The 25,090-nt window shown below is 44.7% G+C and carries 19 protein-coding genes; 6 read left to right on the plus strand and 13 right to left on the minus strand.

Translation table 11 applies throughout. The features are described from left to right. From pepT to BN1067_RS03740, 3 genes are all read right to left on the minus strand, one after another. Entirely contained in the window at positions 1 to 1,233 is a 1,233-nt protein-coding gene (pepT, locus tag BN1067_RS03730) for a peptidase T (RefSeq protein ID WP_053217558.1), read from the minus strand. Between the two features lie 197 nt (positions 1,234 to 1,430). Continuing rightward, complete coding sequence (locus tag BN1067_RS03735; RefSeq protein ID WP_053217559.1) at positions 1,431 to 3,815, minus strand: DUF5689 domain-containing protein; 2,385 nt, start codon at positions 3,813 to 3,815, stop codon at positions 1,431 to 1,433. Positions 3,816 to 3,972: 157 nt separating this feature from the next. Continuing rightward, a complete protein-coding gene (locus tag BN1067_RS03740; protein WP_053217560.1) occupies positions 3,973 to 4,887 on the minus strand; it encodes an AEC family transporter in 915 nt (304 codons plus the stop codon). A 263-nt stretch (positions 4,888 to 5,150) separates the two neighbouring features. Between BN1067_RS03740 and BN1067_RS03745 the strand changes: the two genes are divergently transcribed. The 3 genes from BN1067_RS03745 (at position 5,151) to BN1067_RS03755 (ending at position 7,781) form a co-directional block, all read left to right on the plus strand. Then, positions 5,151 to 5,996 (plus strand): alpha/beta fold hydrolase, encoded by an 846-nt coding sequence (locus BN1067_RS03745; protein ID WP_053217561.1) that lies wholly within the window; start codon positions 5,151 to 5,153, stop codon positions 5,994 to 5,996. A gap of 489 nt (positions 5,997 to 6,485) precedes the next feature. Further along, positions 6,486 to 6,815: an ArsR/SmtB family transcription factor gene (locus BN1067_RS03750; RefSeq protein ID WP_053217562.1), complete on the plus strand. Its 330-nt coding sequence runs from the start codon at positions 6,486 to 6,488 to the stop codon at positions 6,813 to 6,815. Positions 6,816 to 6,830: 15 nt separating this feature from the next. Continuing rightward, complete coding sequence (locus tag BN1067_RS03755) at positions 6,831 to 7,781, plus strand: cation diffusion facilitator family transporter (protein ID WP_053217563.1); 951 nt, start codon at positions 6,831 to 6,833, stop codon at positions 7,779 to 7,781. 44 nt (positions 7,782 to 7,825) lie between these two features. Here BN1067_RS03755 and BN1067_RS03760 read toward each other — a convergent pair whose 3' ends face one another. From BN1067_RS03760 to BN1067_RS03770, 3 genes are all read right to left on the minus strand, one after another. Beyond that, positions 7,826 to 10,666: a YhgE/Pip domain-containing protein gene (locus BN1067_RS03760; RefSeq protein ID WP_234400623.1), complete on the minus strand. Its 2,841-nt coding sequence runs from the start codon at positions 10,664 to 10,666 to the stop codon at positions 7,826 to 7,828. Between the two features lie 2 nt (positions 10,667 to 10,668). Beyond that, complete coding sequence (locus BN1067_RS03765) at positions 10,669 to 11,187, minus strand: RrF2 family transcriptional regulator (protein ID WP_053217565.1); 519 nt, start codon at positions 11,185 to 11,187, stop codon at positions 10,669 to 10,671. Between the two features lie 165 nt (positions 11,188 to 11,352). Then, complete coding sequence (locus BN1067_RS03770; protein ID WP_234400611.1) at positions 11,353 to 13,575, minus strand: FUSC family protein; 2,223 nt, start codon at positions 13,573 to 13,575, stop codon at positions 11,353 to 11,355. Between the two features lie 142 nt (positions 13,576 to 13,717). Here BN1067_RS03770 and BN1067_RS03775 point away from each other — a divergent pair, with 142 nt between their 5' ends. Beyond that, complete coding sequence (locus BN1067_RS03775; protein ID WP_053217566.1) at positions 13,718 to 13,984, plus strand: hypothetical protein; 267 nt, start codon at positions 13,718 to 13,720, stop codon at positions 13,982 to 13,984. 45 nt (positions 13,985 to 14,029) lie between these two features. On the opposite strand, the gene BN1067_RS03780 is transcribed toward BN1067_RS03775, so the two are convergent. Continuing rightward, positions 14,030 to 14,824, minus strand: coding sequence for an ABC transporter ATP-binding protein (locus BN1067_RS03780; protein ID WP_053217567.1), 795 nt, complete (start codon positions 14,822 to 14,824; stop codon positions 14,030 to 14,032). A gap of 315 nt (positions 14,825 to 15,139) precedes the next feature. Between BN1067_RS03780 and BN1067_RS03785 the strand changes: the two genes are divergently transcribed. After that, entirely contained in the window at positions 15,140 to 15,340 is a 201-nt protein-coding gene (locus BN1067_RS03785; protein ID WP_053217568.1) for a cold-shock protein, read from the plus strand. Between the two features lie 141 nt (positions 15,341 to 15,481). Continuing rightward, positions 15,482 to 16,246 (plus strand): SDR family oxidoreductase, encoded by a 765-nt coding sequence (locus tag BN1067_RS03790; RefSeq protein WP_053217569.1) that lies wholly within the window; start codon positions 15,482 to 15,484, stop codon positions 16,244 to 16,246. Between the two features lie 101 nt (positions 16,247 to 16,347). Here the strand turns inward: BN1067_RS03790 and BN1067_RS03795 are convergent, their stop codons facing one another. The 6 genes from BN1067_RS03795 to glmM form a co-directional block, all read right to left on the minus strand. Beyond that, a complete protein-coding gene (locus BN1067_RS03795; RefSeq protein WP_053217570.1) occupies positions 16,348 to 17,391 on the minus strand; it encodes a DmpA family aminopeptidase in 1,044 nt (347 codons plus the stop codon). A 25-nt stretch (positions 17,392 to 17,416) separates the two neighbouring features. Beyond that, on the minus strand, positions 17,417 to 18,277 hold the full coding sequence (locus tag BN1067_RS03800) for an AraC family transcriptional regulator (protein ID WP_053217571.1): 861 nt from the start codon (positions 18,275 to 18,277) through the stop codon (positions 17,417 to 17,419). A 252-nt stretch (positions 18,278 to 18,529) separates the two neighbouring features. Then, the gene (locus tag BN1067_RS03805) at positions 18,530 to 20,008 is read right to left on the minus strand and encodes a Na+/H+ antiporter NhaC family protein (protein WP_053217572.1); all 1,479 of its coding nucleotides are present in this window, start codon (positions 20,006 to 20,008) and stop codon (positions 18,530 to 18,532) included. Between the two features lie 291 nt (positions 20,009 to 20,299). Beyond that, on the minus strand, positions 20,300 to 20,956 hold the full coding sequence (locus tag BN1067_RS03810; protein WP_053217573.1) for a lysozyme inhibitor LprI family protein: 657 nt from the start codon (positions 20,954 to 20,956) through the stop codon (positions 20,300 to 20,302). A gap of 398 nt (positions 20,957 to 21,354) precedes the next feature. Then, positions 21,355 to 23,160 (minus strand): glutamine--fructose-6-phosphate transaminase (isomerizing), encoded by a 1,806-nt coding sequence (gene glmS / locus BN1067_RS03815; RefSeq protein WP_053217574.1) that lies wholly within the window; start codon positions 23,158 to 23,160, stop codon positions 21,355 to 21,357. A 580-nt stretch (positions 23,161 to 23,740) separates the two neighbouring features. Then, positions 23,741 to 25,090, minus strand: coding sequence for a phosphoglucosamine mutase (glmM, locus tag BN1067_RS03820; protein ID WP_053217575.1), 1,350 nt, complete (start codon positions 25,088 to 25,090; stop codon positions 23,741 to 23,743).

The following is a 25,090-nucleotide window of genomic DNA, read 5'->3' on the forward strand; positions in this document are numbered from 1 at the left end:
TTACGCTTTCTTTTCCGTCAAGCTGGCAATTTCCACAATCGTGTTCACTGCCTTTTCCATATTTTCAACAGAAATAAATTCATACTTTCCGTGAAAATTCTCTCCACCTGTGAAAATATTAGGAGTAGGTAATCCCATAAAAGAAAGCTGCGAGCCATCCGTTCCGCCCCGGATTGGCTTTACATCCGGCGTAATCCCGAGATTTTCCATCGCCTCATATGCGATATCGACAATTTCCTTCACAGGCTCGATTTTTTCCCGCATGTTGTAGTACTGATCTTTCATCTCCAGCAAAACAGCACGTTCGCCATATTTCTGTTTCAATTCTTTGACGATCGCTTCGATTTTATTTTTCTTTTCCTCGAATTTCTGCCTGTCGTGATCGCGAATTATGTAATATAGTTTTGTTTCTTCGACATCTCCTTCAAATGAAATAAGATGGTAAAATCCCTCGTAATCATCGGTGTACTCCGGTGCTTCTTCTACAGGCAAAGCAGCATGGAAGGCCATGGCGATTTTTGCCGAATGGACCATTTTATCTTTAGCAGAACCTGGATGCACATTCGTGCCGTAAAAAGTAAGCCGGGCCGCAGCTGCATTGAAGCTTTCGTATTCAAGCTCACCTAGGGGGCCGCCATCAACCGTATAAGCGTAGTCTGCCTGAAAACGTTCGACATCAAACCGGTGCGGTCCCCGGCCGATTTCTTCATCTGGTGTAAAAGCTACCCTGATTTTTCCGTGCTTGATTTCCTGATGATTAATTAGATAAGCCATCGCTGTCATGATTTCTGTGACCCCCGCCTTATTGTCGGCACCCAGGAGTGTTGTTCCATCTGTCGTAATTAATGTATGGTTATGATAATTGGCCAAGTTGGGAAAATCCGCGGGAGACAGGATGACATTTCGCTCTTCATTTAATACGACATCATTGCCGTCATAGTTCTCCACCAATTGTGGGTTGACACCTTTTCCGGTAAAATCGGTGGCCGTATCTACATGAGCGAGGAAGCCAATCGTCGGTACCTCCTTATCTGTGTTGGCTGGGAGAGTTGCCATGACATACCCATTATCATCGATGGTCACCTCTTCCATGCCGATTTGCTTTAATTCTTCCACTAGCATATTCGCCAGCACCAGCTGACCTGGAGTCGTTGGACAGCTATCTACACTTTCGTCTGACTGCGTGTCGACTTTTACATAGCTGGTGAATCGGTCTATGATTTCGTTTTTCATACGCTTCATCTCCATTCTTTTTCTTACCGCTATCTTATCATAACTATTTTTCATTCTGGCTGGTTTTGTTTGATAAAGAAAACGTGCAGACTGGCAAGCTTCCAAGCAATCAATCTAAAAGCTACAGCTGTTTGTATCAAGTTAGTTTTTAACACCAAAAAGGCTCTGCACGCAATTGTACAGAGCCTTTGATTCCATTAACGCAACGTTTCGATCAGACCATTCAGTTCCGCTTTTACATCTGATGGTATATGCTTGTCAGGCTGTTTGCTGATAAAGTGGACAAGCTTATCATAATGCTTACTGTTCTTCTCGGCTTTTTTCACCTTCGCGAGTAACGCGGTTTTGATGCCTCCTGGCTGGATATCACTCTCTCCGATAAGCTGACTTATCGACTTGCGTTCGACAGCAGCAAAATCATCAATGCTTCTCGGCTTTAACTGATAGGTTCCCTTAAATACACTTGCAAGGCCAGTTATCGAAACCACATCTCCGTTTTGAAAAGGAAAGGCGTCGTAATCTGTTCCTGTCCGATTATCCAGGCGGACAACGACCGCTTCTCCTGCCGCATTTATTGCTGTGAATTCTGTGGTACCATAATTGTCTGCCTTCTGCAGATCGGTAATTTCGACTGCTTCCAATTGAACAAGGCTTCCCTGGTAGGAAGACAGTTCTTCCGGACCGATGACAACAGGGCTGGGTACCTCTTCAGATCCGACTATTTCGAACGATTGGATATCCAACAATTCTTTTTCTCCATTATAGGTTTCTGTCGTACCGGTAAGCTGGACAATGTCTCCCGGATTCACATCTTGGGCACTTTGGTAAACATAAATTCCTGCTGTTTCATCTTGTACATAAAAACCTTTTGCTCCCCAAAGTCCCGAAGCAGATGTTACCGTCCCCTGGATCGTTGCCAATTCACCGTCTTCCAGGGCACGAACCTGGTCGATTGGAGCAATTGCTGGCAGTTCCGGTGTTTCTTCATCCGGTAGTTCTTCCGGCACAGCATCCGGATCAATTGTCACGGTTTCCGTCAACAGGTTAGATGAACCTTGTTTGACCCGCAGGTTTGCCTCTCCGCTTACACCGGATTTAATCCGGACATACAACGTCTTGGAAGCATAGCCTTGTTGGTCCGCATTCAATGTAAAGTAATCGGAATATCCATAATTACTTGACCAGGTTTCACCATCTAAGCTGAACTGGGCAACTTGTTGCCCGCCATCCAGGTAGATTCCCAGCCGGAAATCCGATTCACTTCCATTAGCGCCAAGGTTCTCACCAATAAAACGAATTTGAAATTCCTGCATTTCACCCGGCAGGTTATCCTGGTACTGTAATTGATACTCCGGATTGGACACCTCTTCACCTGATCCATAAGATCCCGGCTGGAAGGTTGTGCGGTCATACCATTCGTATCCCGAAGGTGGATTGGACCACGGTTCTGCTTCCGGCTCCGTACTATTTTCCGGTATTTCAAAATCATGAAGTTCGGTCGGCTCATCCAGAGGTATGTCCTGCTCATTAAAATCGGCATAATCCTCCTGCTCAGCCAGCCAATTGATTAAATTGGTAAGTAGAACTCCATCATCTGCTTCTTCAAAGCCATCGTAAGTCGTTTTCGTTCTGCCAGTATCTTCTCTTAAGTAAATCGGACTGCTGTCTTCCACAGGAGAAGAATCGCCGATAAAGGCAGCCTTTCCCTGTCCGGCTTTGGAGATAGCCACGAAAGCTCCCTCGTCGCGTCCGCCTCCATTATATACTCCTTGATCTACAGCAGGCCCCCACGAGGAAACTCCTTCAGGAACATATACAAGCCCTTTTGCTTTCGCAGGATCGGTAACTGCGATGGTAGCTCCAGCATGAAATGCTACCCCTTCAACTCCTTGCGTAATCCCAAAACTGTCGGAAGGGGCCACAATATCTTCTGCCACTCCGTCGCCGATTGCATTAAAGCGAAAACGGACGCCAAAATGGTCGGCAAGCCAATCCGAACTGGATACACCCTGCATCGCTTCCGAGGCTACTTCGTCTTCTTCAAAACCTTTAGTAGGATTGTCGAATGCACCGCGGCGATAGCCGTTAAAAATTTCACCGGAATCCCAGCGGTTCAAATTTCGGTCAGCATTATAATGATCAGCTATATAGAAAACACTTCCACCGTTTTCGACAAATTGTAAAATCGCCGCTTGTTCTGAGTCTTTGAAAGGAATATTGGCTTCTGGAATGACAAACACTTGGTAATCCGCCAAATCTTCATACGTAATAGGCGTTGTTTGTCTGAGCTCTTCGACATAATAACCCTCGCCGGCTATCGCTTCCCCAAAATCCGAAAAAGCGCCATTGATGACCCAGTCAGCTGCTCCTGCCGTCTGACCGTGCGTATTGTCGAATAAAACTTTGGTGTCGTTGTTTTCATTTTCTACCGTCGGTTCAATGACCGGGGCTGGCGCATCTACAGAAGTAATTGGCAAGTCGTCGTCGGCTTGCACCGTTTCTGGAGCATAACCCTGCAGACAGCCGAATAACACAAGTACTGCTAAACCACTAAGAAGCTTGTTAATGAAATGTTTCCCCACAGTTCCCTCTCCCTTGTTCGTTTATAGTCTTGCTACTTTTACTATACAAGCTAATCATTAAGCGAGGGTAAAGGTTTATCAAAAATTCAGAAAACACGCAAATAGACCTATGTGAAAATGATCGAAAAAGAACGAACGCTGATTCTTTTTTCCTATATCAGGACATGACTAAATTAGCGATCAGCCAAAGCAGCACAAAACTAATAATAATGGTGATATTCGCAATCGTACCGACAAGTTTCGTATCATAGCGGAATTCAACAGAATATGCCAATGATGTTGCGGCAGTCGGCAAAATAAGCGCAATTAAAAGGGTGTATTTGAATAACTCTTCAAATGGCAGCAGCCAAAACAGGCAGAAACCGACGGCAATCCCTGTTGCATATCGAAAAACCAAAAATTTCGTGATGATTTTCAAATTGCTTTTATCGAATTGCAGGTTCAAGTAAATTCCTAAAATAAGCAGTGATAAAGGCATGTTCGCCTGAGCCACCGTACCCGCTACACCCAGCGCAAATTCAGGCAGCTGCAGGCCAAGCAGATTGATGGCACATACAAGGATGTACGTCATCAGGGGAATCGATTTAAAAATTTTAGCCGTCATCGCTTTGAAGTCAGGCTTTACATCCCCACTGGCAAAGTAGGTTGCCACCATATAATTCAATCCAAAAATAACAAAAGCGTTTCCGGCATCGAACATGCCGAAGTACTTCAATCCTTCGCTCCCCCAAATTCCTTCTACAAGCGGAAATGCAAACAGCCCGATATTGAAACCCGGTAGAGTCATTAGCAGCATCCCTTTGTTAAACGCTCCTTCGTTCCGAAAGATAATGGTACCTAGAAAAGCCATTAAACAACCATATGCGAAGGCAATTATCACCAATAAAAATAACGACGGATCGATTACAATATCGCTGAAGCTAACGATAAGCAAACAAGGAAGGGTGACATTCAAAACAAGGCGGGTCAATCCCTCCCCTTCCCGTTCACGGATAATGTCGAATCTTTTCAAAATGTAACCCAGAATAATAATCGAAATAGAATACAAAAATTGCTGGTTGAAACTGTCCATGTAGATGTCTCCTCTGAATATTGGCATTCAAATTTTGGCATATGTAAACAACTATATAACCAGTAAAACAAGGTTTGCAACATTTTTTCCCTTTTCATTCAAAGGAAGAAAGGAATTTCTTATAAATTCTCCAACATTTTTCAACACCAATCGTTCAGGATGGCTAAAATCGGCATATACTATCACAAATTGAGCAGATGGAATCAATTAATTTTTTCCTGATTATAGTAAAATAAAGGTAATATGCATCAGGAGGAACAGCAGTGATCGATAGACTGAAAAAACATCGTTATTTACTATTTTTTGTCGTTGCCGTTTTGGTAGTTATCGGAGGTTCATTGACCTATCTATTTTCTAAACCCATTCGTTCACAGGATAATACCGATATCGTCCCCACCGTGTTTGTACACGGATTTAAAGGGACTTATCGTTCTTTTGATACGTTGCTAAATAGATTGGAAGCCGGAATGCCGGATACAAGACGTTTAGTTTTCCGGGTCAATGCGGAGGGGGATTTATCGATTAGAGGAAGGTACTTCAGTCAGGCCCATCCCTTTGTCCAGGTCGTCTTTGAAAACAATCAGGCGAGCATAGCCGACCAGACAGTCTGGCTACAAAAGGTGATGTCCACCCTGCGTGAGACCTATGGCTTTGAGCAAGCTAATCTGGTTGGACATTCCATGGGAGGACTGACTTCCGCCAATTTTTTATTGACCAGCGACGGAGAACATTACCCAACGGTCAATAAGTTGATTGTAATTGGCAGTCCATTTAAGGGAATCAGTGCGGAAAGGTATTATAAACCAGACAGCAGTGCCGCTGCCGTCGATTTAAGAGTCGACTCACCTGCATTGACATCGATGGTCACTCACAAGGCTGCCTTCCCTGCACATACGCAAGTGCTTGCTATTGCGGGTGCACTGCAACGTAATGACAATCCGGGCGACGGACTTGTCGCAGTAAGCAGTGCGCTTGGGATCAAGGACATCGTCCAGAAAGATCATTACCATCAGGAAGTCTTTTTTGACCGGGAAGCTACCCATTCCGGACTGCATGAGCACCTTGGTGTTGATAAGGCCATCACTTCCTTTCTTTGGCCTGATTTATAAGAAAGCCATTGTGGGGTACAGGGCTGAGACCATCCCCGGGCCAAGTGAAAAGAGCGTTGCATTCGCCAGGATGTAGCCGCTCTTTTTTTATGGCTGTTTTCTTAAAAATGGTGCCGTTCGTGAACGATACAAACTTTGCAGCATACCTTCGCTTTCCGCAGGCAATGCCTCGGTGAGATCCCGCAGCACTTCAAATCGGGGAAGCTTACCAGCCACCTGCAGAAATCGCAGGGTATTTCCGCAGCAATGGATGACCACTCTTGTAAGGATGGAGCAGTTAGTTCGCATTTTGTATAACAGGATCTGATTTTCCCTCACTCTCTATAGAGAAAAACGGATTACGAAAAATACAACCTGAAAGAAAAGTTTTTTCCTTCTTTTCTTCGCAGCCTTTTGACACCCGTTGCGAAAAGATTTAGAATATGAGCATATGCTAATATACACACATCTAAAAGCGGATACATAGATTGAAAGCAGGAGGTCATGTAAGTGAAAGACGACTCATACGAGAAGCTTGCCACAACCGACCAGGAAAATCTTGATGAAGAAACATTGTTTATCGTCTCCCAAACGTTCAAAGCCTTAGGGGATCCAACGAGAATCAGGATTCTTCATCTGCTGTTCAATAAGGAGTATTCGGTAAACGAGATTGCGGATAAATTAAACTTGAAACAATCTACTGTCTCCCATCAACTACGTTTTTTGAAAAATCTGCGTCTAGTCAAGTATCGCAGAGCGGGAACCTCGTTGTTTTACTCCCACGATGACCAGCACGTCATCCGTATATTGAAAGAGACGATTGAACACGCACTGCACTAAGAAGGAGGAAAAACAATGGGACAAAGTCACAGCCATGGACACGACCACACCCATGGTGCAAATAAAAAAGCACTGTTGATCAGTTTTTTCATTACTACAGCTTATATGATCCTTGAAGCAGTCGGCGGTTTCTTAACGAACAGCCTCGCCTTGCTCTCGGATGCCGGCCATATGCTTAGTGATTCCGTCTCTCTTGGAGTGGGAGTGCTTGCGTTTGTGCTTGGTGAAAAAGTAGCTAATTACAGTAAAACTTACGGGTATAAACGCTTTGAAATTCTGGCAGCTCTCTTCAATGGCGTCACGTTAACCTTGATTGCCCTCTACATCTTTTATGAAGCATACCACCGTTTCCAGGACCCGCCGGAGGTGGCCTCCACGGGGATGCTAGTGATTGCCACTGTCGGATTGCTTGTCAATATTTTTGTCGCCTGGATACTGATGAAAGGCGATACCGAAGAAAATTTGAATTTACGTGCGGCTTTTCTCCATGTCATCGGTGATTTGCTTGGATCTGTGGGCGCTATTGCAGCAGCGCTTCTAATCCTCTTCTTTAATTGGGGATGGGCAGATCCTCTAGCCAGCGTTATCGTCGCCATTTTGGTATTAATCAGCGGGATACGCGTAACCAAAGATGCTTGCCATATACTGATGGAAGGGACTCCAAAAAACGTCGAAATCGGTGATATCATTGCCGTAATCGAAAACATACCTGGCATTCACAGCATCCATGATTTGCATGTATGGAGTATCACAAGTGGTCAAAATGCCTTATCCTGCCACGCTGTCGTCAATAACAACCTGTCGATCCAGGACAGCCAAAAACTGCTTCGAACCATTGAAGACCAGCTACAGCATCAAGGAATCGGGCATGTAACGATACAAATGGAAAATGAAACACATCCACATGGGGATTCGCATATGTGTAAAGACAGTACACCACCTCGCTCCCACCAACCTGGTGAATAGAAAAAAGCGTCCGGGCTGCCGATCAGTCCGGACGCTTTTTTGTTTTATTGGACCACTGCCTCTGTTTCCGTTTTATTCCCGAATTTCTTTGCCTTTACTGTGAAAAATACAAGCAAACCAATTTGGGATACGATGAAAATGCTAAGCAGTACAACCATATCTCCCGTAATCGACCCGCCTAACGAAATAGCATGGCGATAGGCATCGATCGAATAGGTCATTGGCAAGTATGGATGAATCGCCTTGAAGAATCCATTGGACAGTTGAATAGGAAACGTTCCGGCTGAGCCACCCAGCTGCAATGTCAGCAAAATCAACATGAGGAATCTGCCGACGTTGCCAAATGCCAAGGAGAAAAATCCGATCAAGGCCATGAAAGCAAAGGAAACCATAATGGAAATCAGGAACAATTCACTGACACTTCTCGCCTCTAATCCCAATCCCCAAACCATAACAGCCGTCATGATACCAGCCTGCAGAATGGAGACCAGCAATACGATCGAGTATTTGCTAATCCACCAAGCAAAGCCAGAGGTAGGCGCTGTATGTGGCTGAAAGATCGGGAACAGCAGGCAAAAAATCACTGCGCCGACAAATAACGCCACTGACATCATATAGGGGGCCAATCCATATCCATAATTCGGAACGCTGGCCACTTCATCATTCAGTAGATTGGTAGGAGACGAAAACATTTCCGCATTCCCATCATCTGTATTCGTGTCTTTTATTTCATCTGCACCTTCCCGGAGTTTTTCAGCGAGTTCATCAGCACCGCCTGCGAGTTCGAAACTGCCATCCTCCAGTTGAGAAGCGCCCGATTCCAGCTCTTGTGAGCCACTATACAAGTCTGCCAGCCCACCGTTCAAGGACTCTAATCCCGACCTAAGCTGTGGAAGTCCCTTGGCAAGACTATTGGCACCATTGGTTAATTCCTCGCTGCTATCTGCTAATGCCTGGGAACCTTCCGTAAGACTATCTGATTGACGGTCTAGTTCTTCGGATCCGGAAGCAAGCCCATCTCCCTGCTCATCAAGCTGCTGTGCACCGGATTCCAGGTCTGCTGACCGGGCAGTTAATTGTCCCGCACCGGATTCCAATGATTCAGCTCCCTTATTCAGCTGATTCACTCCTGCAGTATAACTTTCAACACCGTTGTTCAGCTGTTCAGCCCCGTTTTGCAGTTCTGACGATCCTTTAACAAGCTCCCCGGTTTTTGCTGCCATTTCATGAAGCCCTTCACTCAAGGCTCCACTACCCTCACTGGCGTCTTGAAGGCCACTATTCAGACGTGTGACACCGCCTTGCAGTGTCTTACTCTCGGCATCGCCGACGACTGCCTCCTCAAGTTCCTGGTAACCTGCAGCGAGTTGGCTTACGCCTTCCATAGCACCTGGATTCGATTGATTGCCCTCTAGTTGAACTATCATCTTCCCGATAGCACCGGACAACTCTTCCATCTGGCTGTTCAATTCCTCAACCTGTGCGTTTACACCATCCACTATCGGCTGCATCGATTGTCCAGCCTGTGTGGTTTGGATTTCTTCGATTAACGCTTGCTTGTTGTTTTCTTCCAGATTCTCGCTGTTTTTGATCGTGTCGATGATTTCGGCATCATGCTTTGCTTTTAATCCATTAACCTGCTCCGACAAACCGTCTCCCGATTGGCTGCTGCCCGCTTCATCCATCCGGGTTTGCATCTCTTTCAAACCGGCAGTGATTTCATTCAACCCTTGAACCAATTGCTCACTATTGGCGGAAGCTCCTTGCAGTTGTTCTGCCAGTTTATCGACTTGTCCTTGTAACGCTGCACTCCCTGAAGCCAACTCATTTAACCCTTCATCCAATTCGCCGCTTTTGCTCGCAGCTGATTGGACACCGTCATTTAACTGGCTGATACCAGGGATTAATTCCTCCATTCCCTCTGCCAATTGTTCACTGCCATTGATTAATTCAGAGCTGCGCGATGCAAGCTCATTGGCTCCCTGCGCTTGTCGTTCAAGACCGCTTTCCAGTTCATCGACACCAGACGTATATTGTTGTAATCCTTGATTAAGTGTAGACACGCCTGCAGTGTACTGTTGCAGGCCGTTATTCAGCGTTCCAACACCGGCCGTATAATCACCGATCCCGCCATTTAATGAACGCACGCCAGCTGTATATGCCTCCACACCACTGGCTAGTTCAGTTGCACCTTTAGCTGCCTGGCCTACATTGATGGCGATTTCCGCCGCTCCATCTCCGGCCGAATCAAGTCCGTTTTCAAATGTAACGATGCTTTGGGACAGTTTATCAAGGTTATCACCAAGATCCTGACTGCCATCCTTCATTTCATTTGCTCCGTCTGCACCTTCTGCCATTCCATCACCAATATCGTTCAGCTTTCCAAACATGGCATTCGCATATTCCTTCGTCACGGACTGTGCGATTTCTTTATTTATATCCTCGGCGGCCGACGCACTAATCTTTTCCGCAATAAAGTTTTGACCGCTATTCGTATAGTACTCCAAGCTCATCTCACGCGGTTCGTCATCCAGCACGGTAGATGCATGCTGGGAAAAGTTTTCCGGGATGACAAGGACCATATAATAATCACCATTTTCGAGTCCGTCCATCGCCGTCGTCCGGTCGGTAAAATGCCATTCCAAATTATTATCGTCCTTCAACCGATCGACCAGTTCTTTGCCCAGCTGTAATTTTTCTCCTTCAAAATCTGCCGCGACATCTTCATTTGCCACAGCCACCGGAAGATTTTCGATACTTCCATAAGGATCCCACATGGCATCCAGAAATACACCAGCATATAAAATCGGAATCATCAACAATCCGAATACGACAATTAAGAGCTTCTTACTTTGGAACAGATTTTTCCATTCCGCCTTTACCATTTTCACTGCTCATTCCTCCAGTTGCTGGATTGCAAGGCAAGAATGTCTTGTTTTCCCATTTCTTTATTCCAGTCGACCAATCGAACATCCCTTGTGCCGATGGTTTGTTCCAATATTTCTTCCAGCGTGACCGTTTGCAAGGTTTTTCGATAACTCATCTGCGCTTCCAAAAAGATTTCGGTAAACAGTTCTTCCCCTTTGACCGCCAGCTTTGTTTCCGGAAATACGCTTTGGATGAGACCATCTACTTGAAGAAATGGATCAGTCCCTTCAATCGCATCGAGGATATCCAGCATAGTAATTTGGTCTGCGGGCCTGGCCAGCGAAAAGCCGCCCTGATTGCCGGATACCGAAGCAATCAATTCATTGACTACCATCTTTCTCATTACTTTTTTCAAGTAGGATGGAGACACATTCAGTCTGGCACTGATGATATCACTCTTGACCGGCTGTTCCTCACTTTGGGTTGCCAGCATAACCAGGATGCTCACTGCCTGCTCCACACCACTTTTGATTTTCAATTGAACACACACTTCTTTCTTTGTGGTTTTTTATTATCCATAATGGACAATAATTGTCTACAAAGAATCATACTCCTGTTTTCACTAAAAAACAAGTCTTCCGCTCTTTTTTCACCCTTTTTCCTTCAACCATAAAAAAAGAGGCCTTTTATTCAGGCCTCTGACTTACTTTCCCTTTTCTTCCGCACCCATCTCTGTACTTAACAATACGATCGATTGGTTGATTCGCCATATATAATACAGGTGGTGAATAATATCGCCATTTCCCTGTTTTCTGCTTGGAGCCAACCGCTCAATCCGCTCCCGTTCTGGATCAAGCGCATATACCACTGCCTCACTATTATTTCCTTTCATCAATTGTTTCAACGTCTTGATATTGTGATCGATGGTCCATTCAATCTTTTGAAAGTCCTCAACAAGCTCCGTTGGATAACGGAAATTCTTCTGATAGGAAGAAGCAACCAAATGCTTCGCATAATAATTGACTGCTGTAAAAACAGTAATCCAGCGAAACAAATTGGCATTGTTAAAAGCTCCTGGTCGCTGCAGCAGGGACTTTGCTTCTTCCCTTACAGCCTGCAGCTTTTGATCCAGATTGAAGGCATTGTCGGTAAAGCTTTTGACATCGACATCCTCCCTGAATCTTTTCACATAGTCCGTTACAAACGGGCGAAGTGCTTCCAAATATTCTTCGAATGATTCGGCCACCTTGTCTTTTGTTTTCTTTGGAAAAATAACAGCCGAAACAACAAGGGCAATCAGGGCACCGGCAATGGTATCAATCACCCTGGCTCCCATTAGCGCCAAGCTGATTCCTCCCAATAAAACATCGTATAAGAATGCGATCAGCATGGTGATGAATAAGCTCATCAAAGTATAAGAGACCGAAAAAATATAAAATGCCAGAAATACTACAAGAAACAACAAGGTGACTTCCAGTACCGAGTGTCCTGAAACAAGGTTTGCCAGGAAAAAACCGATCACTGCCCCGAAAACCGTACCGAGGGAACGCTGAAAGCCTTTAATATACGTCCGGCCGACCGAAGCAGTACCTAGCTGGACAATAAATGCTGTAAGCAGAACCCAGTATGGCTGTACTGGAGAGATAAGGTAGCCCGTGATAATTGCGAGCGTCCCTGTCACCAATGATTGAATAGCTTTCCTTGTGGAAGGTTCCATCTCTTCATTGTTTTCTTCCGGCTCTTCTTCTGTTCCTTCTTCCTCCTGGGCTTCGGTTATCGTACTGCTTCGGGTGCCCTGCTGTAAAGACAATTGTATGGTAGTTGCCCCTTCAATCACATGATTGGCTATTGATTCGATCCGTCTGATTAAATAAATCCAGCCCGCTGGCTTGGATTGCTTATCCAGTAAATCAACCAGCAAAAATCGGAGTGCCTGGAGCGCCCGCTCTGCCTCTTGCAAATTCTGTTCTTCATAATCCTGGGCAAGAACTTCGGCATCCCGCAGCGATGCCACTATCCATACAATCAATTGGCGAATTTCGACCGCTTCCAATGCTTCCGCACGCTTTAGCCGCTGAACCGAATCCGCCAATGTTTCGATCAGCATTGCCGTGTCAAACACATAAAGTCTTAGTTGTGAGGCCTTTAATCCCGGCCATACACCTTCCACATCCTGGGCATTCAAGTCCTCCGAAACATTTCGCGCATACTCGCTCAATTTTACGACGTTCTTTTCCAGGCTTTTTATCCGCTTTCCAATTGTCTGTGTATCCTCGATAATCCGAATCAATATGTTGAAGGTGAGGTTCGCCTGGATATGAAACGAGCGCATGCTTCTTTTTAATACTTGAGCCGAATCCTTAAAAATCACAAAATTATAGAGATAAGCATATGCCACACCGATGGCGATACTCAAATAAAACCAAGGAAACTGTTCGGGTAATAGTTTTAAAAAGGATGAAAAGTAGACGGTCATGAAGCCGACCATCCCCAATGAAAAATAGCGGCTGCCATACTTGGAAAAATAAAAAGCACTGAAAATGACCAGGATCATTAACGCACCGACTAAATAAGCATTATTCGCCAAAAAGCTTCCGAGCGTTATGCCAAGAGAGCCCGAGACCGCCAACAGAAGTGTCGTTACCTTTTTTTGTTGTTTTGTATCATCCATCACCGTCATGATTCCGAGCATTCCAAGGATGCCTGCCACTAGCACTGGTGTAAACAGGTCGTTTCCACTTGCACGCAGGATAAACAGCACGGTGAACACGGAGGAAATTAAACTGGTTGTCGCTTTGCCAGCCTGCTGAAATCTTTTTCTGCCCGGATCCGAGGCGATCAGTCTGCCAAGCCAGTGGTGTTTTATGTGTAAGTGCTTCATGGAAATAGTCCGTCCTTTTATTTGGTGAATTTTTGATCCGTCCATTTGTCTCTTACCTTTGATACCGTTCTATTCCCTTATGTTAAGTTGCCTAGCCGTTCATTTCAACTTTTTTCTCATGGCCACCCTTATCATTTGGAATTAGATGGTAAAATAGTTACAAAGAGCGTCAGAAGGAGTTGAGCGAATGGAGCAAAATGAACGAAAAACGCTTTATTTTTATTTGGGGTTAGGCTATACCGGTCTCCTTCTGACAGGACTGGGAGCTCTAAGATTTATTAGCATTTATCATGATAAGACTGGACATGCCTTTTCTTTATTCGCCTTTATGATGTTATCGGCCTACATTCGTTACACAGAAAGAAAGCTTGAAGTAGGCAGCAAGGTGAAATTTCTGGGAAAAGCCGCATTCGTTTTCCTATTTTTTCTGCTTTCCCTTTGGTTATATCTTTAAGAAGTAAAAAGGAGCAGGCTGTTTAACCTGCTCCTGGTAATCTTTTTATAAAGTTGATTTGATTTGCAGCCATGGACGCGACTCTCTCCATTCGATTTCTACAGGGATCTGAAAAGTTTCGGACAGCAAGGAGGATGTCAGCGTTTCTTTCTTTTCCCCAGCTGCAACCACATTGCCTTTCTTCATTAATAGTGCATGGGAAATCGCCGGAATCACTTCCTCCAGCTGATGGGTAACATAAAGCAGTGTTGGACCGCCCTCCTGGAAGGCCATTTTTTGTATCGCGGCCAATAATTGCTCTTTCGCATAAATATCCAATCCGTTACATGGTTCATCCAGAATAAGCATTTCCGGTTCCGGCATCAAAGCGCGCGCGATCATGACCCGGCGTTTTTCCCCTTGTGACAAATTTCCAAATGGACGATCAGCAAAATCCGCTACCTGAAATTGACGGAGCAAATTTACCGCCCGCCAAACATCCTGATCATTAATCGCCTCATATATCCCGATGGACGCATGCTTGCCGCTTAGCACAACCTCTAACGCTGTGTCAGTTGGCCTTCTGAAAAATTGTTCATCAAGCGAGGAACTGACCCAGCCAATTGATTTGCGAAGTTCAGGCAAGTTGGTCTTTCCAAATCGATTTCCCAGCACATCCACCGTACCTTGGGTGGGCCACTCGTATCCTGTCACGATTTTCAATAAGGAAGTTTTACCCGAGCCATTCAAACCCAATATCACCCAATGTTGTCCGGTACACACTTGCCAATCCACCTCTAGTAAGATTTTCCTGCCTTCCCGTTGAAAGATGATTTGTTTTGCTTTGATAACTTCCGGCATCCTTTCACTTCCCGTTCTGTTTCTTTATCTGTTTCCTTAAACCTGATTCATTGTTCTTTCATCTTAGACCGATACTTATCGAATTTCAAATGATAAATCAGAATATTCAAAAATAATCGGTAGATATAATTTGAAAACAGTCCTTTATACCTATTTGCATAATCCGCACAGCCATGCTATAATTAATCCAATTATTGTTGTTCGGTATGATTGTAATGAAAGAAGAAAAAGCTTTTTAGCGATTATCGTCTTGAATGATTTTATAGAGCAGGAATAGTAATATATTGTGCTAAAAGCACTTGGAGGAATTTTTTTATGACTAACGGTACAGTTAAATGGTTTAACGCAGACAAAGGTTTCGGTTTTATTGAAGTAGAAGGCGGCGACGATGTATTCGTTCATTTCTCTGCCATTCAAGGCGAAGGCTTCAAAACATTGGATGAAGGCCAAGCAGTTTCTTTCGATATCGAAGAAGGCAACCGCGGACCTCAAGCAGCTAACGTTGTTAAAGCATAAATTGTTTAATCAAAAGGCTTTCCTATCATAGGAAAGCCTTTTTTTGTTACATAAGAGGGATACGTGATCCATGAAACCATTCATCTTGTTGGAATTGGTTACAATAAGCAAGTAACGTGACTATCTCGGGAGGTTATAAATATGAATATTTCTCAGAATACCATTTTAATTACAGGCGGATCTTCAGGGATCGGTTTAGCTTTGGCGCAACGATTTTTAGAAGACAACAATAAGGTCATCATCGTCGGCAGGAATGAAGAAAAATTGAAAAAAGCACAACAAAAACACCCGCACCTACACACCAGCGTCTGCGATGTTGGCGAAGAAGCAGACCGTACAGCCCTGTTTGAGTGGGTTAAGAAGGAATTCCCTGACGTTAATGTCTTAATTAATAATGCCGGAATTCAACAACGTGCAAACCTCCATCAAGCTGCCGACCATTGGGCCGATTATCGAAAGGAGATTTCCATCAACGTCGATGGTCCTATTCATTTATCGATGTTGTTTGCTCCCTATTTTGCCCACAAGGAAAAATCAGGAATTATTAACGTTTCTTCCGGTTTGGCGTTTACCCCTGGTGTATGGGTGCCTGTCTATAGTGCTTCCAAAGCAGCTATCCATTCCTTTACAATTTCTCTTCGGCTTCAGTTAGCAGAGACTGGAACGGAAGTAATAGAAGTCCTGCCCCCTGCTGTCAATACAGATTTGGGTGGAGCCGGGCAGCATACCTTTGGCGCAGATTTGAATGAATTTGCCGACTCCGTGTATAACCGAATCAAGCAAGGCGACTTGGAAATAGGCTTTGGCGCCTCTGAAAAAAGACTACGCGCTTCCCGGGATGAACTGGAGGAAGGCACGAAGAAGGCTTGGGAAAACTTCCTGCGAAACAATCCTGACTTCCTATAAGAAAAACGCCGGAATAAATTCCGGCGTTTTTTCCTCCTATGCTTTTCGAGGAAGTAGATTGACGTTACTGTCTTAGCACTGCATTCGCCAATCGATGGTACTTAAAGGACATCGATGAATTCTTGGAGCGAATACAACGTATTTCCGTCCCTGCCGGTTACGGTTTCGGCTGTAATCATCGAGTTAAGAACAGACTCCTCTGTTGCATCTGCCGTAGCAACAAACGCCTGATCAATGTCATCCTCGTGGATGGCCCTGAAACGATTAAGTTGTCCATCATACTCGTGTTTGATTTGATTGGCAGTGGTAAACCCAATCATGATATCACCGCTTCCGTTACCAATATAGGACCCGCAACGGCTCAAACCAACTCCCGTCCTTTTGATGATCCGCTTAAGCTGGCGGGAGGATACTGGTAAATCTGTTGCCATCACGACGATAACAGAGCCCTTATCCGGCTCTTCACGACGGTCGGACAACCGATTTTGAATCGCCTTTCCTGCCTCCTGTCCATTCAGTCGGAAGTGCTCCAATGATCCGAAGTTGGTCAGCGTCAAAACTCCGATTGTGTAAGAACCATGCGGATAGGAAATCACCCTGGAAGAAGAACCGATTCCCCCTTTTAACCCGAAGCATTTCATTCCGGTTCCTGCGCCGACTGCCCCCTCCTTAAAGGAGACAGTCGCTGAAGCAAGCGCTTCTCTAACATGACGATTTTGAACGGCTCCCGCCCGTATATCATTAAGATACATATCATTACACTCACCGACAACCGGATTCACCGTCCCAGTCGACCTGCCAATTTCCGGGTTTTGTTCTAACATGTAGTCTATCAAACTGGTGGTACACGTTCCGACACTTAACGTGTTAGTCAGCAAAATTGGCGTTTCTATTGTTCCCAGTTCTTCCACTTGAACCGTGCCTACCGATTTGCCGAAGCCGTTCAATACATGGGTGGTCCCTATTACTTTGCTGGTGAATAGATTGCCTTGATGCGGAAGGATTGCGGTCACCCCTGTCTTCAATGGACCGTCATCGATGGTGGCATGCCCGGCCATCACCCCGCTTACGTCCGTAATCTTATTGAGGCGTCCGGGTTCCAGGCTGCCGATTTTGATTCCATAATCCCTGATTTTTTTCTGCAAGGACCATCCCCCCTTACTGTTTCTCTTATTTTACAGGAATCCAGACCTCTGAATAAAGGTCCGGGCTGGCAGGATCTTCACTTGTGTACACTTCCAATTCAGGGGTTCCCGCATGATCATAACCGCTGGTCGGAAACCACTCGGAAAAAATCCTGCTCCATGTTTTCTGCATGGCTTCTGGCATCGGCCCACTCACTTCAAAGACAGCCCACTTAGAAGCAGGAATGTTCAGTTGCTCGAATTCTTGAGAAGGATAATCACCATCGAATGCTGTTGCCACCCAATAATCAATTGTTTCCTTTTCATTTTTATTATCAACACAGACACCCAGCACTCCTTCAATTGGACCGTTATTGATTTGGAACAACTCTTTATCTGTTCCATCCTTGTTAACCTGGTCCCAAAACTTCGGAATTTCTCGCAAATTCTCCTCATTCACAACAGAAAAAGAACGCTTCCTGCCAACAACTTGAAAACCTTTCGTTTCCTCCAAACGATATTTCATTGGTTCCACTCCTTTCAACTGCACCTGTATGGTCAGTCGGTTATAGAATGTCAGCTTTCCTGCATGCTTTCTCGCCTCACTTGGTGATATACCATGCTGTCTACGAAAAGCCTTGGAAAAGGCCTCGGGAGTGTCATAGCCATACTTATAGGCAAGATCGATCACCTTGTTGCTCGATTGCATCAATTCCTGCGCGGCCAGTGTCAGGCGCCGGCGCCGTATATATTCTCCGACAGAGATTTCTGTCAAAATGGTGAAAGTCCGCTGAAAATGAAAAGCCGAAACATGCGCCTCTCCGGCAATATCCTCCAGACTGATTGGCTCAAGCAAACGCGCTTCCATATAATCAATGGCCTTCTGAATCGATTCTACCCATGCCATGAGAACACCCTCCTTATACTCATACTAGCAGTTGAACAAACGATGTTCCTGTCATTCTGTGCTTTGCTGTGGCATTGTTTTCTTTTATTATAGCTGAAAATGCTTCGAGGAGAATGGCAAGGAGTAAAACAAAACGGGAAGGAAATGGCCTGCTTCTCTTCTATTTACTTTTTCCTATTCTTTTTTGATACATAAAAAGAGACTGATTCCCTGCATAAGCAGACAGAATCAGCCTCGTCTTCGAATCATTCATTATTCACCACGTGGGGCTTCTTTCAGTTCTTCTCCATTTTTTCCTTCGTATCGCAGTCCCCAGCTGGTAAGAGCAGCGACCAGCATGATAATGACTAAAATCCACCCTTGGAAGACAAACGGGAAAACAGATGTAGGTGCCACTACCGGCAGCCAGTCATATGTCTCCTGCATCATTTGTATTGTAGACCAGCCCAACAATACGGGAGCTCCCCAAGGGAATATATACCCGAGGGCAGAGGTCACTGCATCAAGCATGTTTGCTCTTCGATAACGATGGATACGATATTTATCTCCCAGTTCCTTTACAAAGGGAGCAGCCGCAATTTCAGCAGCTGTATTGATGGTGATAGCACTATTCATCAAGGCAACAATCGACCAAATGGAAAATTCCGCTTTCCGGATTGACGTTTTGATCCATTTTACCAATGCATTGGTGATCACATCCATGGTTCCGCCCAAGCGAAGTAAATGAGCAGCTGCCACGATCAGCAAAATTAAAATCGCCATGTTTACATAGCCAGTGATACCATTGATAAGAGCACCCTCAACGATTGCATCAGAATCTGGATTAAAACGTATAATATCACCAAAAGTTCCCAGGTTCATGAATACAATCAGTGGTATGGAAGCAATGATGCCCCATGTCAACGACGTGATTAAATGATGGCCGGATAAAGCTAGAATTAAAACGAGAGCAAACGGAACGAGCATTAACAGTCCTTTAGGATCCGCAGAATCAAGCATTGCCGCACGTGCCGTTTCATCAGCAGAAACAGCCTCACCGCCTCCAAATATTGCAAACAGCAGTATCGTTGGAATGGCAGCAGCGATAGCATATTTAAATCTGCTGCGGACTACCCCAGGAACATCGGCTTCCTGTGTAGTAGCGGATACGATTGTCGTGTCCGACACAGGTGCTAGATTGTCACCAAATACAGCTCCTGCCAAAATAGCGGCGAACAGCATAACAGGATCTGCTTCTGTCGCAATCCCTGCCGGATACATCAATGTACAAAAAGCAACCGTAGTACCATATCCGGTTCCAACTGCAGTGGAGAACACTGCTGCCAGCAAAAAGGTCAAAGCGACAAATAGCCCTCCCGTCAAGCCGGTAACTGCACCGATCCATACCAGCCCTTCGACCAAACCGCCAGTCTGCAAAACCTGCGCAAACATCCCGGCATAAAACCATGCTATCATCGCAATAACACCGATCGGCTGGGCTAGCCCATCGAATAATCCTTGTGCATAGTCCTCCCATTTACTTTTACTAAGCAAAAGCCCGAGTGTTAAACCGATAACTGATCCCAGTACAAGACCAATCTCCGAGGATAATTGCAGCACACTTGTCGTAATCGCCCAAATGACAAAAAACAATAAAGGGACAGCTGCACCAAAGGCGCCTCCCCTGAATTCCAGTTTATTGATATCCTTGTTGCCCGTAGCCCGAGCAAGGTCTTCTGTATCCATTGCCATATTCCCCACCTCAATTCCAAAAAAAGTAAAAAACACGGATACTGTTTTTATTTTTACAGTGTAACCATGTTTATAAAGCACATTTTATCATACCAGTTTTCATTTGCGGAATACATTAATTTATTTCCATAAAAAGAGTCATTGGGACTAGTGAAAATAGTGATTGGGGAAACCACCTATTTCAAGGCTCATTTTTCAGCCTTTTGGGTAATTTTATCGGAACGTGTTTATTAGTTTCCCATTTATTAAAGCATTTCTCGAAGAAAGAACTCTTTCTCGCAAGCTAAGAAATTATTGCATGTAGCCTTCAACTAATTCAAAGCATCTTTCTTCTGTAAGGTTTGCAAGCACAGCTACATATTCTAAGTGCTCTTGCGTACCACCTTTATATTTTAGCGATGCTTCTAATGCACGTTCATCTCTAAATTTTATCCAATTCCGTTGTTCTTCTCTTAATCGATCCATCTCTTCTGGTGACAGTTGCTCCTTTAGAACTCCATAAATTTCATTCAACAACTCATCCCAAATATCCCATCTATCATTTTCTACTTTTTTCAAAGCGTATGTTGACGTATCTTGTGCTTCGATTGCTTCCGTTTCTTTTTTAGCATCCTTTAATTTTGCGAGATACTCTTCCTTCAGATTCACTGTCGTATCATCACTAGATAAGTCTTCTTTTGAAATATCTTCTCGATTCGTGGAATCGGAGGTGTCAGTACCATCTGGTGAATCACTTATTTGTTTTTTATCCTCATTCTCTGGTGTGGCTGACGAACTATCACTAGATGAATTGTTAGAGGATTCATCTGTGCTATGAGATACTTGATTCGTTTGTGATTGATTGTCCGTAATTGATCCAGACGCTTCAGATGAGCTATCACAACCAGTAAATACGACCAGCACAACGGCTAATAAAGATATTACGATAAAAGCTCTACCATTCTTCACTTTTACAACTCCAATCTGTTATAACCACTTTCCGACTTCCATAAGAGATAAGGAAATTCGCCATTCCCCTAGCATTTAAACGATTACTCATAAATTTTAACATATATTTTCGGTCAACCTTAAAATAAATTGAAGCGACCCCATTTCACCCGTAAAATATCCCCTTTCTATTTAACTATTTTTCAAAAAGTTAACCGCTATTTCTCACAGAAACCAGGCTAAAATGAGCAGCGGAATGTTATTAAACTAAATTTAATTTTACAGAGTTAAAATGAGGATTAGGAAACGAGGATGTTTTTTTCAGCCTCACCCCGAATAAAAAAGAACCGGGAGGCGTACAAAAGGTACGCTCCCAGTTCTGATTGGTTTTACGCAAAAAATCTGCTTTCTATTCCCAATTACTCTACTGTCACACTCTTAGCCAGATTACGCGGCTTATCAACATCACAGTCACGGTGCAATGCAGCGTAGTAAGCAAGCAGCTGCATCGGAACAACGCTCACCAGCGGTGTAAGCAGTTCATGAACGTGAGGAAGCACCATGGTGTCGCCTTCCTGTTCCAAGCCTTTCATGCTGATCACACATGTTTTTGCGCCGCGTGCTGCGACTTCCTGTACGTTACCTCTAATAGATAAATTGACGCTTTCCTGGGTAGCCAGGGCAATGACAGGTGTTCCTTCTTCAATCAGGGCAATGGTTCCGTGCTTCAGCTCGCCACCGGCGAAGCCTTCCGCCTGGATATAGGAAATTTCCTTCAGCTTGAGGGAAGCTTCCTGAACAACAAAGTAGTCGATTCCCCTGCCGATATAAAAGGCATTGCGCGATTCTGTGAAGAAGTCTTTGGCAATTTCTTCGATTACTTCTTTTTGGTCGGTCAAACCTTCCATTGCGTTTGCCACAATAGCCAATTCCTGTAGTGGGTCAAAGTCGAAAGGCAATCCTTTGGCTTTTCCTGTATCCACTGCCAGAATTGCAAGTACCGCAATCTGAGCTGTGTAGGCTTTTGTGGAAGCCACGGCGATTTCCGGACCTGCGTGCAGGTGCAGCGTATAATCTGCTTCACGAGAAAGGGTGGACCCCGGTACGTTTGTCAACGTTAATGACGGGTGTCCTAATTCTTTTATTTTTACCAATACAGAACGGCTGTCTGCTGTTTCACCGCTCTGGGATATAAATACAAACAAAGGCTTTTCAGAAAGTAACGGCATGTTATATGAAAATTCACTAGCAATATGCACTTCGACCGGAACGTTGGCAATATTCTCTAAGAACTGTTTGCCTACAAGGCCTGCATGAAAGCTGGTACCTGCAGCAATGATATAGACACGGTCGGCCTCAAGCATTGCTTTTCGCACCTGCTCATCCAGCTTGATTTCATCGTTTTCATCCTGGTATTCCTGAATGATTTTCCGCATAACAAATGGCTGTTCATCGATTTCCTTCAACATGAAATGAGGATATGTCCCCTTTTCGATATCAGTCGCGTCGATTTCAACTGTGAATGGCTCCCGTTCCACAACGGTACCATCTAGTTTTTGCAACTCGACATTGTCTCTGGAAACAATGATGATTTCTTTGTCTTCCAGCTCCATGTATCGATCGGTAACTTGCAGTGTTGCCATCGAATCGCTGGCCACCACGTTGAAACCATCGCCAAGCCCTACCAATAATGGGCTTTTGTTTTTTGCAACATAGATGGTTTCTTGATCTTCAGCGTCGATCAAAGCCACTGCATAGGAACCTTTCAACAAAGCGATCGCCTTGCGGAAAGCCTGAACCACATTGCCAAGCTCGTTATAAAACGTTTCAATCAACTGAACGATGATTTCGGTATCTGTCTCACTATGAAGCGTTACATTGCTCAAGTATTCTTTACGGACGTCCTGATAATTTTCGATTACGCCGTTGTGAACAATCGTAAAGCGTTTCGATGTGCTTTGATGTGGATGAGCATTCTCTTCACTAGGGGCACCATGCGTAGCCCAGCGTGTATGCCCGATCCCCATTGTAGCAAAGCTGTCATCTGTCTCCACTTTGGAACGCAAAGCTGCAATCCGTCCTTTTACCTTGAAAAGGTTGATGCCCTCGTCGTTCAATGTGGCGATCCCCGCAGAATCATATCCACGGTATTCCAGTTTTTCCAAGCCGTTTAAAAGTACTTCCTTTGTATCGTTGTTTCCAATATAACCTACAATTCCACACATATCGTTGTTATCCTCCTTGTATATAAGGGGCAAACAAACGACCAGCAGAAAAAGTCTCCAGTGGAAATCCGCTGTTTTTGTCTAATGGCAAAGACAGCAGTTCCGAAAGGGCGACTGATTCCTTATGATGATTTTCGGGGCGTTTCGTTTGCCCCTTTCCCGTAAAAACTTATTAGTAGTAGAAGCATCTTGTTTTTGTCCTTGTACAAAGAGTCGCCTCTTTGGTTTCGGCACAAAAACATGACGGTTGAGATGTGTGCAACCGGGAGGCATCCGCCGAGTGCTCGATAAACCTCCTCCTCGTCAACTATTTTCCTCCGTCCGGAAAATAGCCCAGGCGCTTTATAAATTCTTACATCGATCCTCCTTCCTTTTTGAATGAAGCATCCATGCCCTAACTGTTTAACCTGTCAGAAAAGCAGTTAAACCTGAAATAGAGCCAGAATACTTTTTATTTTACTGTAAAAGAAACGGACTGGCAATAGTTCTTTTTATCCGGATAACATAAAATATGCATAAAACGGGAAAGAAGTGCCGCTTTATGCATATCGTATTCTTAGGGCTCGTTGCTGCCTCGGTTTTACTCGCGCAAACCGAGCACTTGGTCGATTACATTCGCCACCTGATCCACATATTTTTCACAATCCTCTTTGGTCGGTGCTTCAACCATGACGCGTACCAAAGGTTCCGTGCCAGAAGGACGGACCAATACACGGCCATTGCTTCCTAACTCATTTTCGACTTTTTCGATTTCACCTTGAATCGTCGTGTGGACCAAGGCTTCATTTTTATCGACTACCTTCACATTTTTCAATACCTGCGGGAACTTTTCCATTTCGGAAGCAAGTTGGGACAGCGGCTTGCCCGTTTCCTTCAGGACATTGACTAGCTGGAGTGCCGTCAGCATTCCATCTCCCGTTGTATTATAATCAAGGAAAATGATGTGCCCGGACTGTTCTCCACCTAAGTTATATCCGCCTTTTCGCATTTCCTCCATTACGTAGCGGTCTCCCACTGCCGTTTTATCACTTTTCATTCCGTGTTTTTCCAGCGCTTTATAAAAACCGATATTGCTCATCACGGTCGAAACCACCGTATTATGACGCAACAAACCCTTGTCGTTGAAATACTTGCCACAAATATACATGATTTGATCGCCATCGATGATATTACCCAGCTCGTCGATCGCAATCAATCGGTCGCCATCGCCGTCAAATGCGAGCCCGATATCCGCTTGTCTTTCCAGCACAAAATCACGCAGGGTTTCGGGATGGGTAGAACCGACGCCTTCGTTAATGTTCAAGCCGTCCGGAGACGTTCCAATGGATGATATATCAGCTTCCAAATCGGCAAAAAGATGGGAAGCAAGGGAAGAAGTTGCCCCATTGGCACAATCCAGGGCGATATGAAGCCCTTCAAAGTCATTGTCCACAGACTGTTTCAAGTATTGGATATACTTCTGGCCGCCTTCAAAATAATCATTGACTTGTCCGATATCTCCTCCAACCGGACGTGGTAAGTCGTCTTCTTCCTGATCCATCAGTGATTCAATTTCCCGTTCTTGTTCATCCGATAGTTTGAACCCATCCGGACCGAAAAACTTGATACCATTATCCTGTACCGGGTTATGGGAGGCAGAAATCATAACGCCTGCTTCTGCACTGAGCGCTTTTGTCAAAAAGGCTACCCCGGGAGTCGAAATAATTCCCAGCCGCATTACTTCTGCACCAATCGACAACAACCCGGCGGAAAGCGCGTTTTCCAACATATTACCGGAAACCCGTGTATCCCGGCCGATTAAAATCTTGGGCTTGTTTTTTCCTTTTGTCAGAACATAGCCGCCAAAGCGGCCTAATTTAAAGGCTAGTTCTGGCGTAAGTTCTTGGTTTGCTATTCCTCTGACTCCATCTGTTCCGAAATATTTTCCCAT

It is taken from the genome of Virgibacillus senegalensis, assembly GCF_000821245.2.
Lineage (GTDB): Bacteria > Bacillota > Bacilli > Bacillales > Amphibacillaceae > Sediminibacillus > Sediminibacillus senegalensis.

Excerpts from the sequence above, each read along its gene's own strand:
- pepT (WP_053217558.1), bottom strand. The coding sequence starts at position 1,233 with ATGAAAAACGAAATCATAGACCGATTCACCAGCTATGTAAAAGTCGAC.
- BN1067_RS03740 (WP_053217560.1), bottom strand. The coding sequence starts at position 4,887 with ATGGACAGTTTCAACCAGCAATTTTTGTATTCTATTTCGATTATTATT.
- BN1067_RS03755 (WP_053217563.1), top strand. The coding sequence starts at position 6,831 with ATGGGACAAAGTCACAGCCATGGACACGACCACACCCATGGTGCAAAT.
- BN1067_RS03760 (WP_234400623.1), bottom strand. The coding sequence starts at position 10,666 with ATGGTAAAGGCGGAATGGAAAAATCTGTTCCAAAGTAAGAAGCTCTTA.
- BN1067_RS03770 (WP_234400611.1), bottom strand. The coding sequence starts at position 13,575 with ATGGACGGATCAAAAATTCACCAAATAAAAGGACGGACTATTTCCATG.
- BN1067_RS03775 (WP_053217566.1), top strand. The coding sequence starts at position 13,718 with ATGGAGCAAAATGAACGAAAAACGCTTTATTTTTATTTGGGGTTAGGC.
- BN1067_RS03780 (WP_053217567.1), bottom strand. The coding sequence starts at position 14,824 with ATGCCGGAAGTTATCAAAGCAAAACAAATCATCTTTCAACGGGAAGGC.
- BN1067_RS03785 (WP_053217568.1), top strand. The coding sequence starts at position 15,140 with ATGACTAACGGTACAGTTAAATGGTTTAACGCAGACAAAGGTTTCGGT.
- BN1067_RS03790 (WP_053217569.1), top strand. The coding sequence starts at position 15,482 with ATGAATATTTCTCAGAATACCATTTTAATTACAGGCGGATCTTCAGGG.
- BN1067_RS03800 (WP_053217571.1), bottom strand. The coding sequence starts at position 18,277 with ATGGCATGGGTAGAATCGATTCAGAAGGCCATTGATTATATGGAAGCG.
- BN1067_RS03805 (WP_053217572.1), bottom strand. The coding sequence starts at position 20,008 with ATGGCAATGGATACAGAAGACCTTGCTCGGGCTACGGGCAACAAGGAT.
- glmS (WP_053217574.1), bottom strand. The coding sequence starts at position 23,160 with ATGTGTGGAATTGTAGGTTATATTGGAAACAACGATACAAAGGAAGTA.
- glmM (WP_053217575.1), bottom strand. The coding sequence starts at position 25,090 with ATGGGAAAATATTTCGGAACAGATGGAGTCAGAGGAATAGCAAACCAA.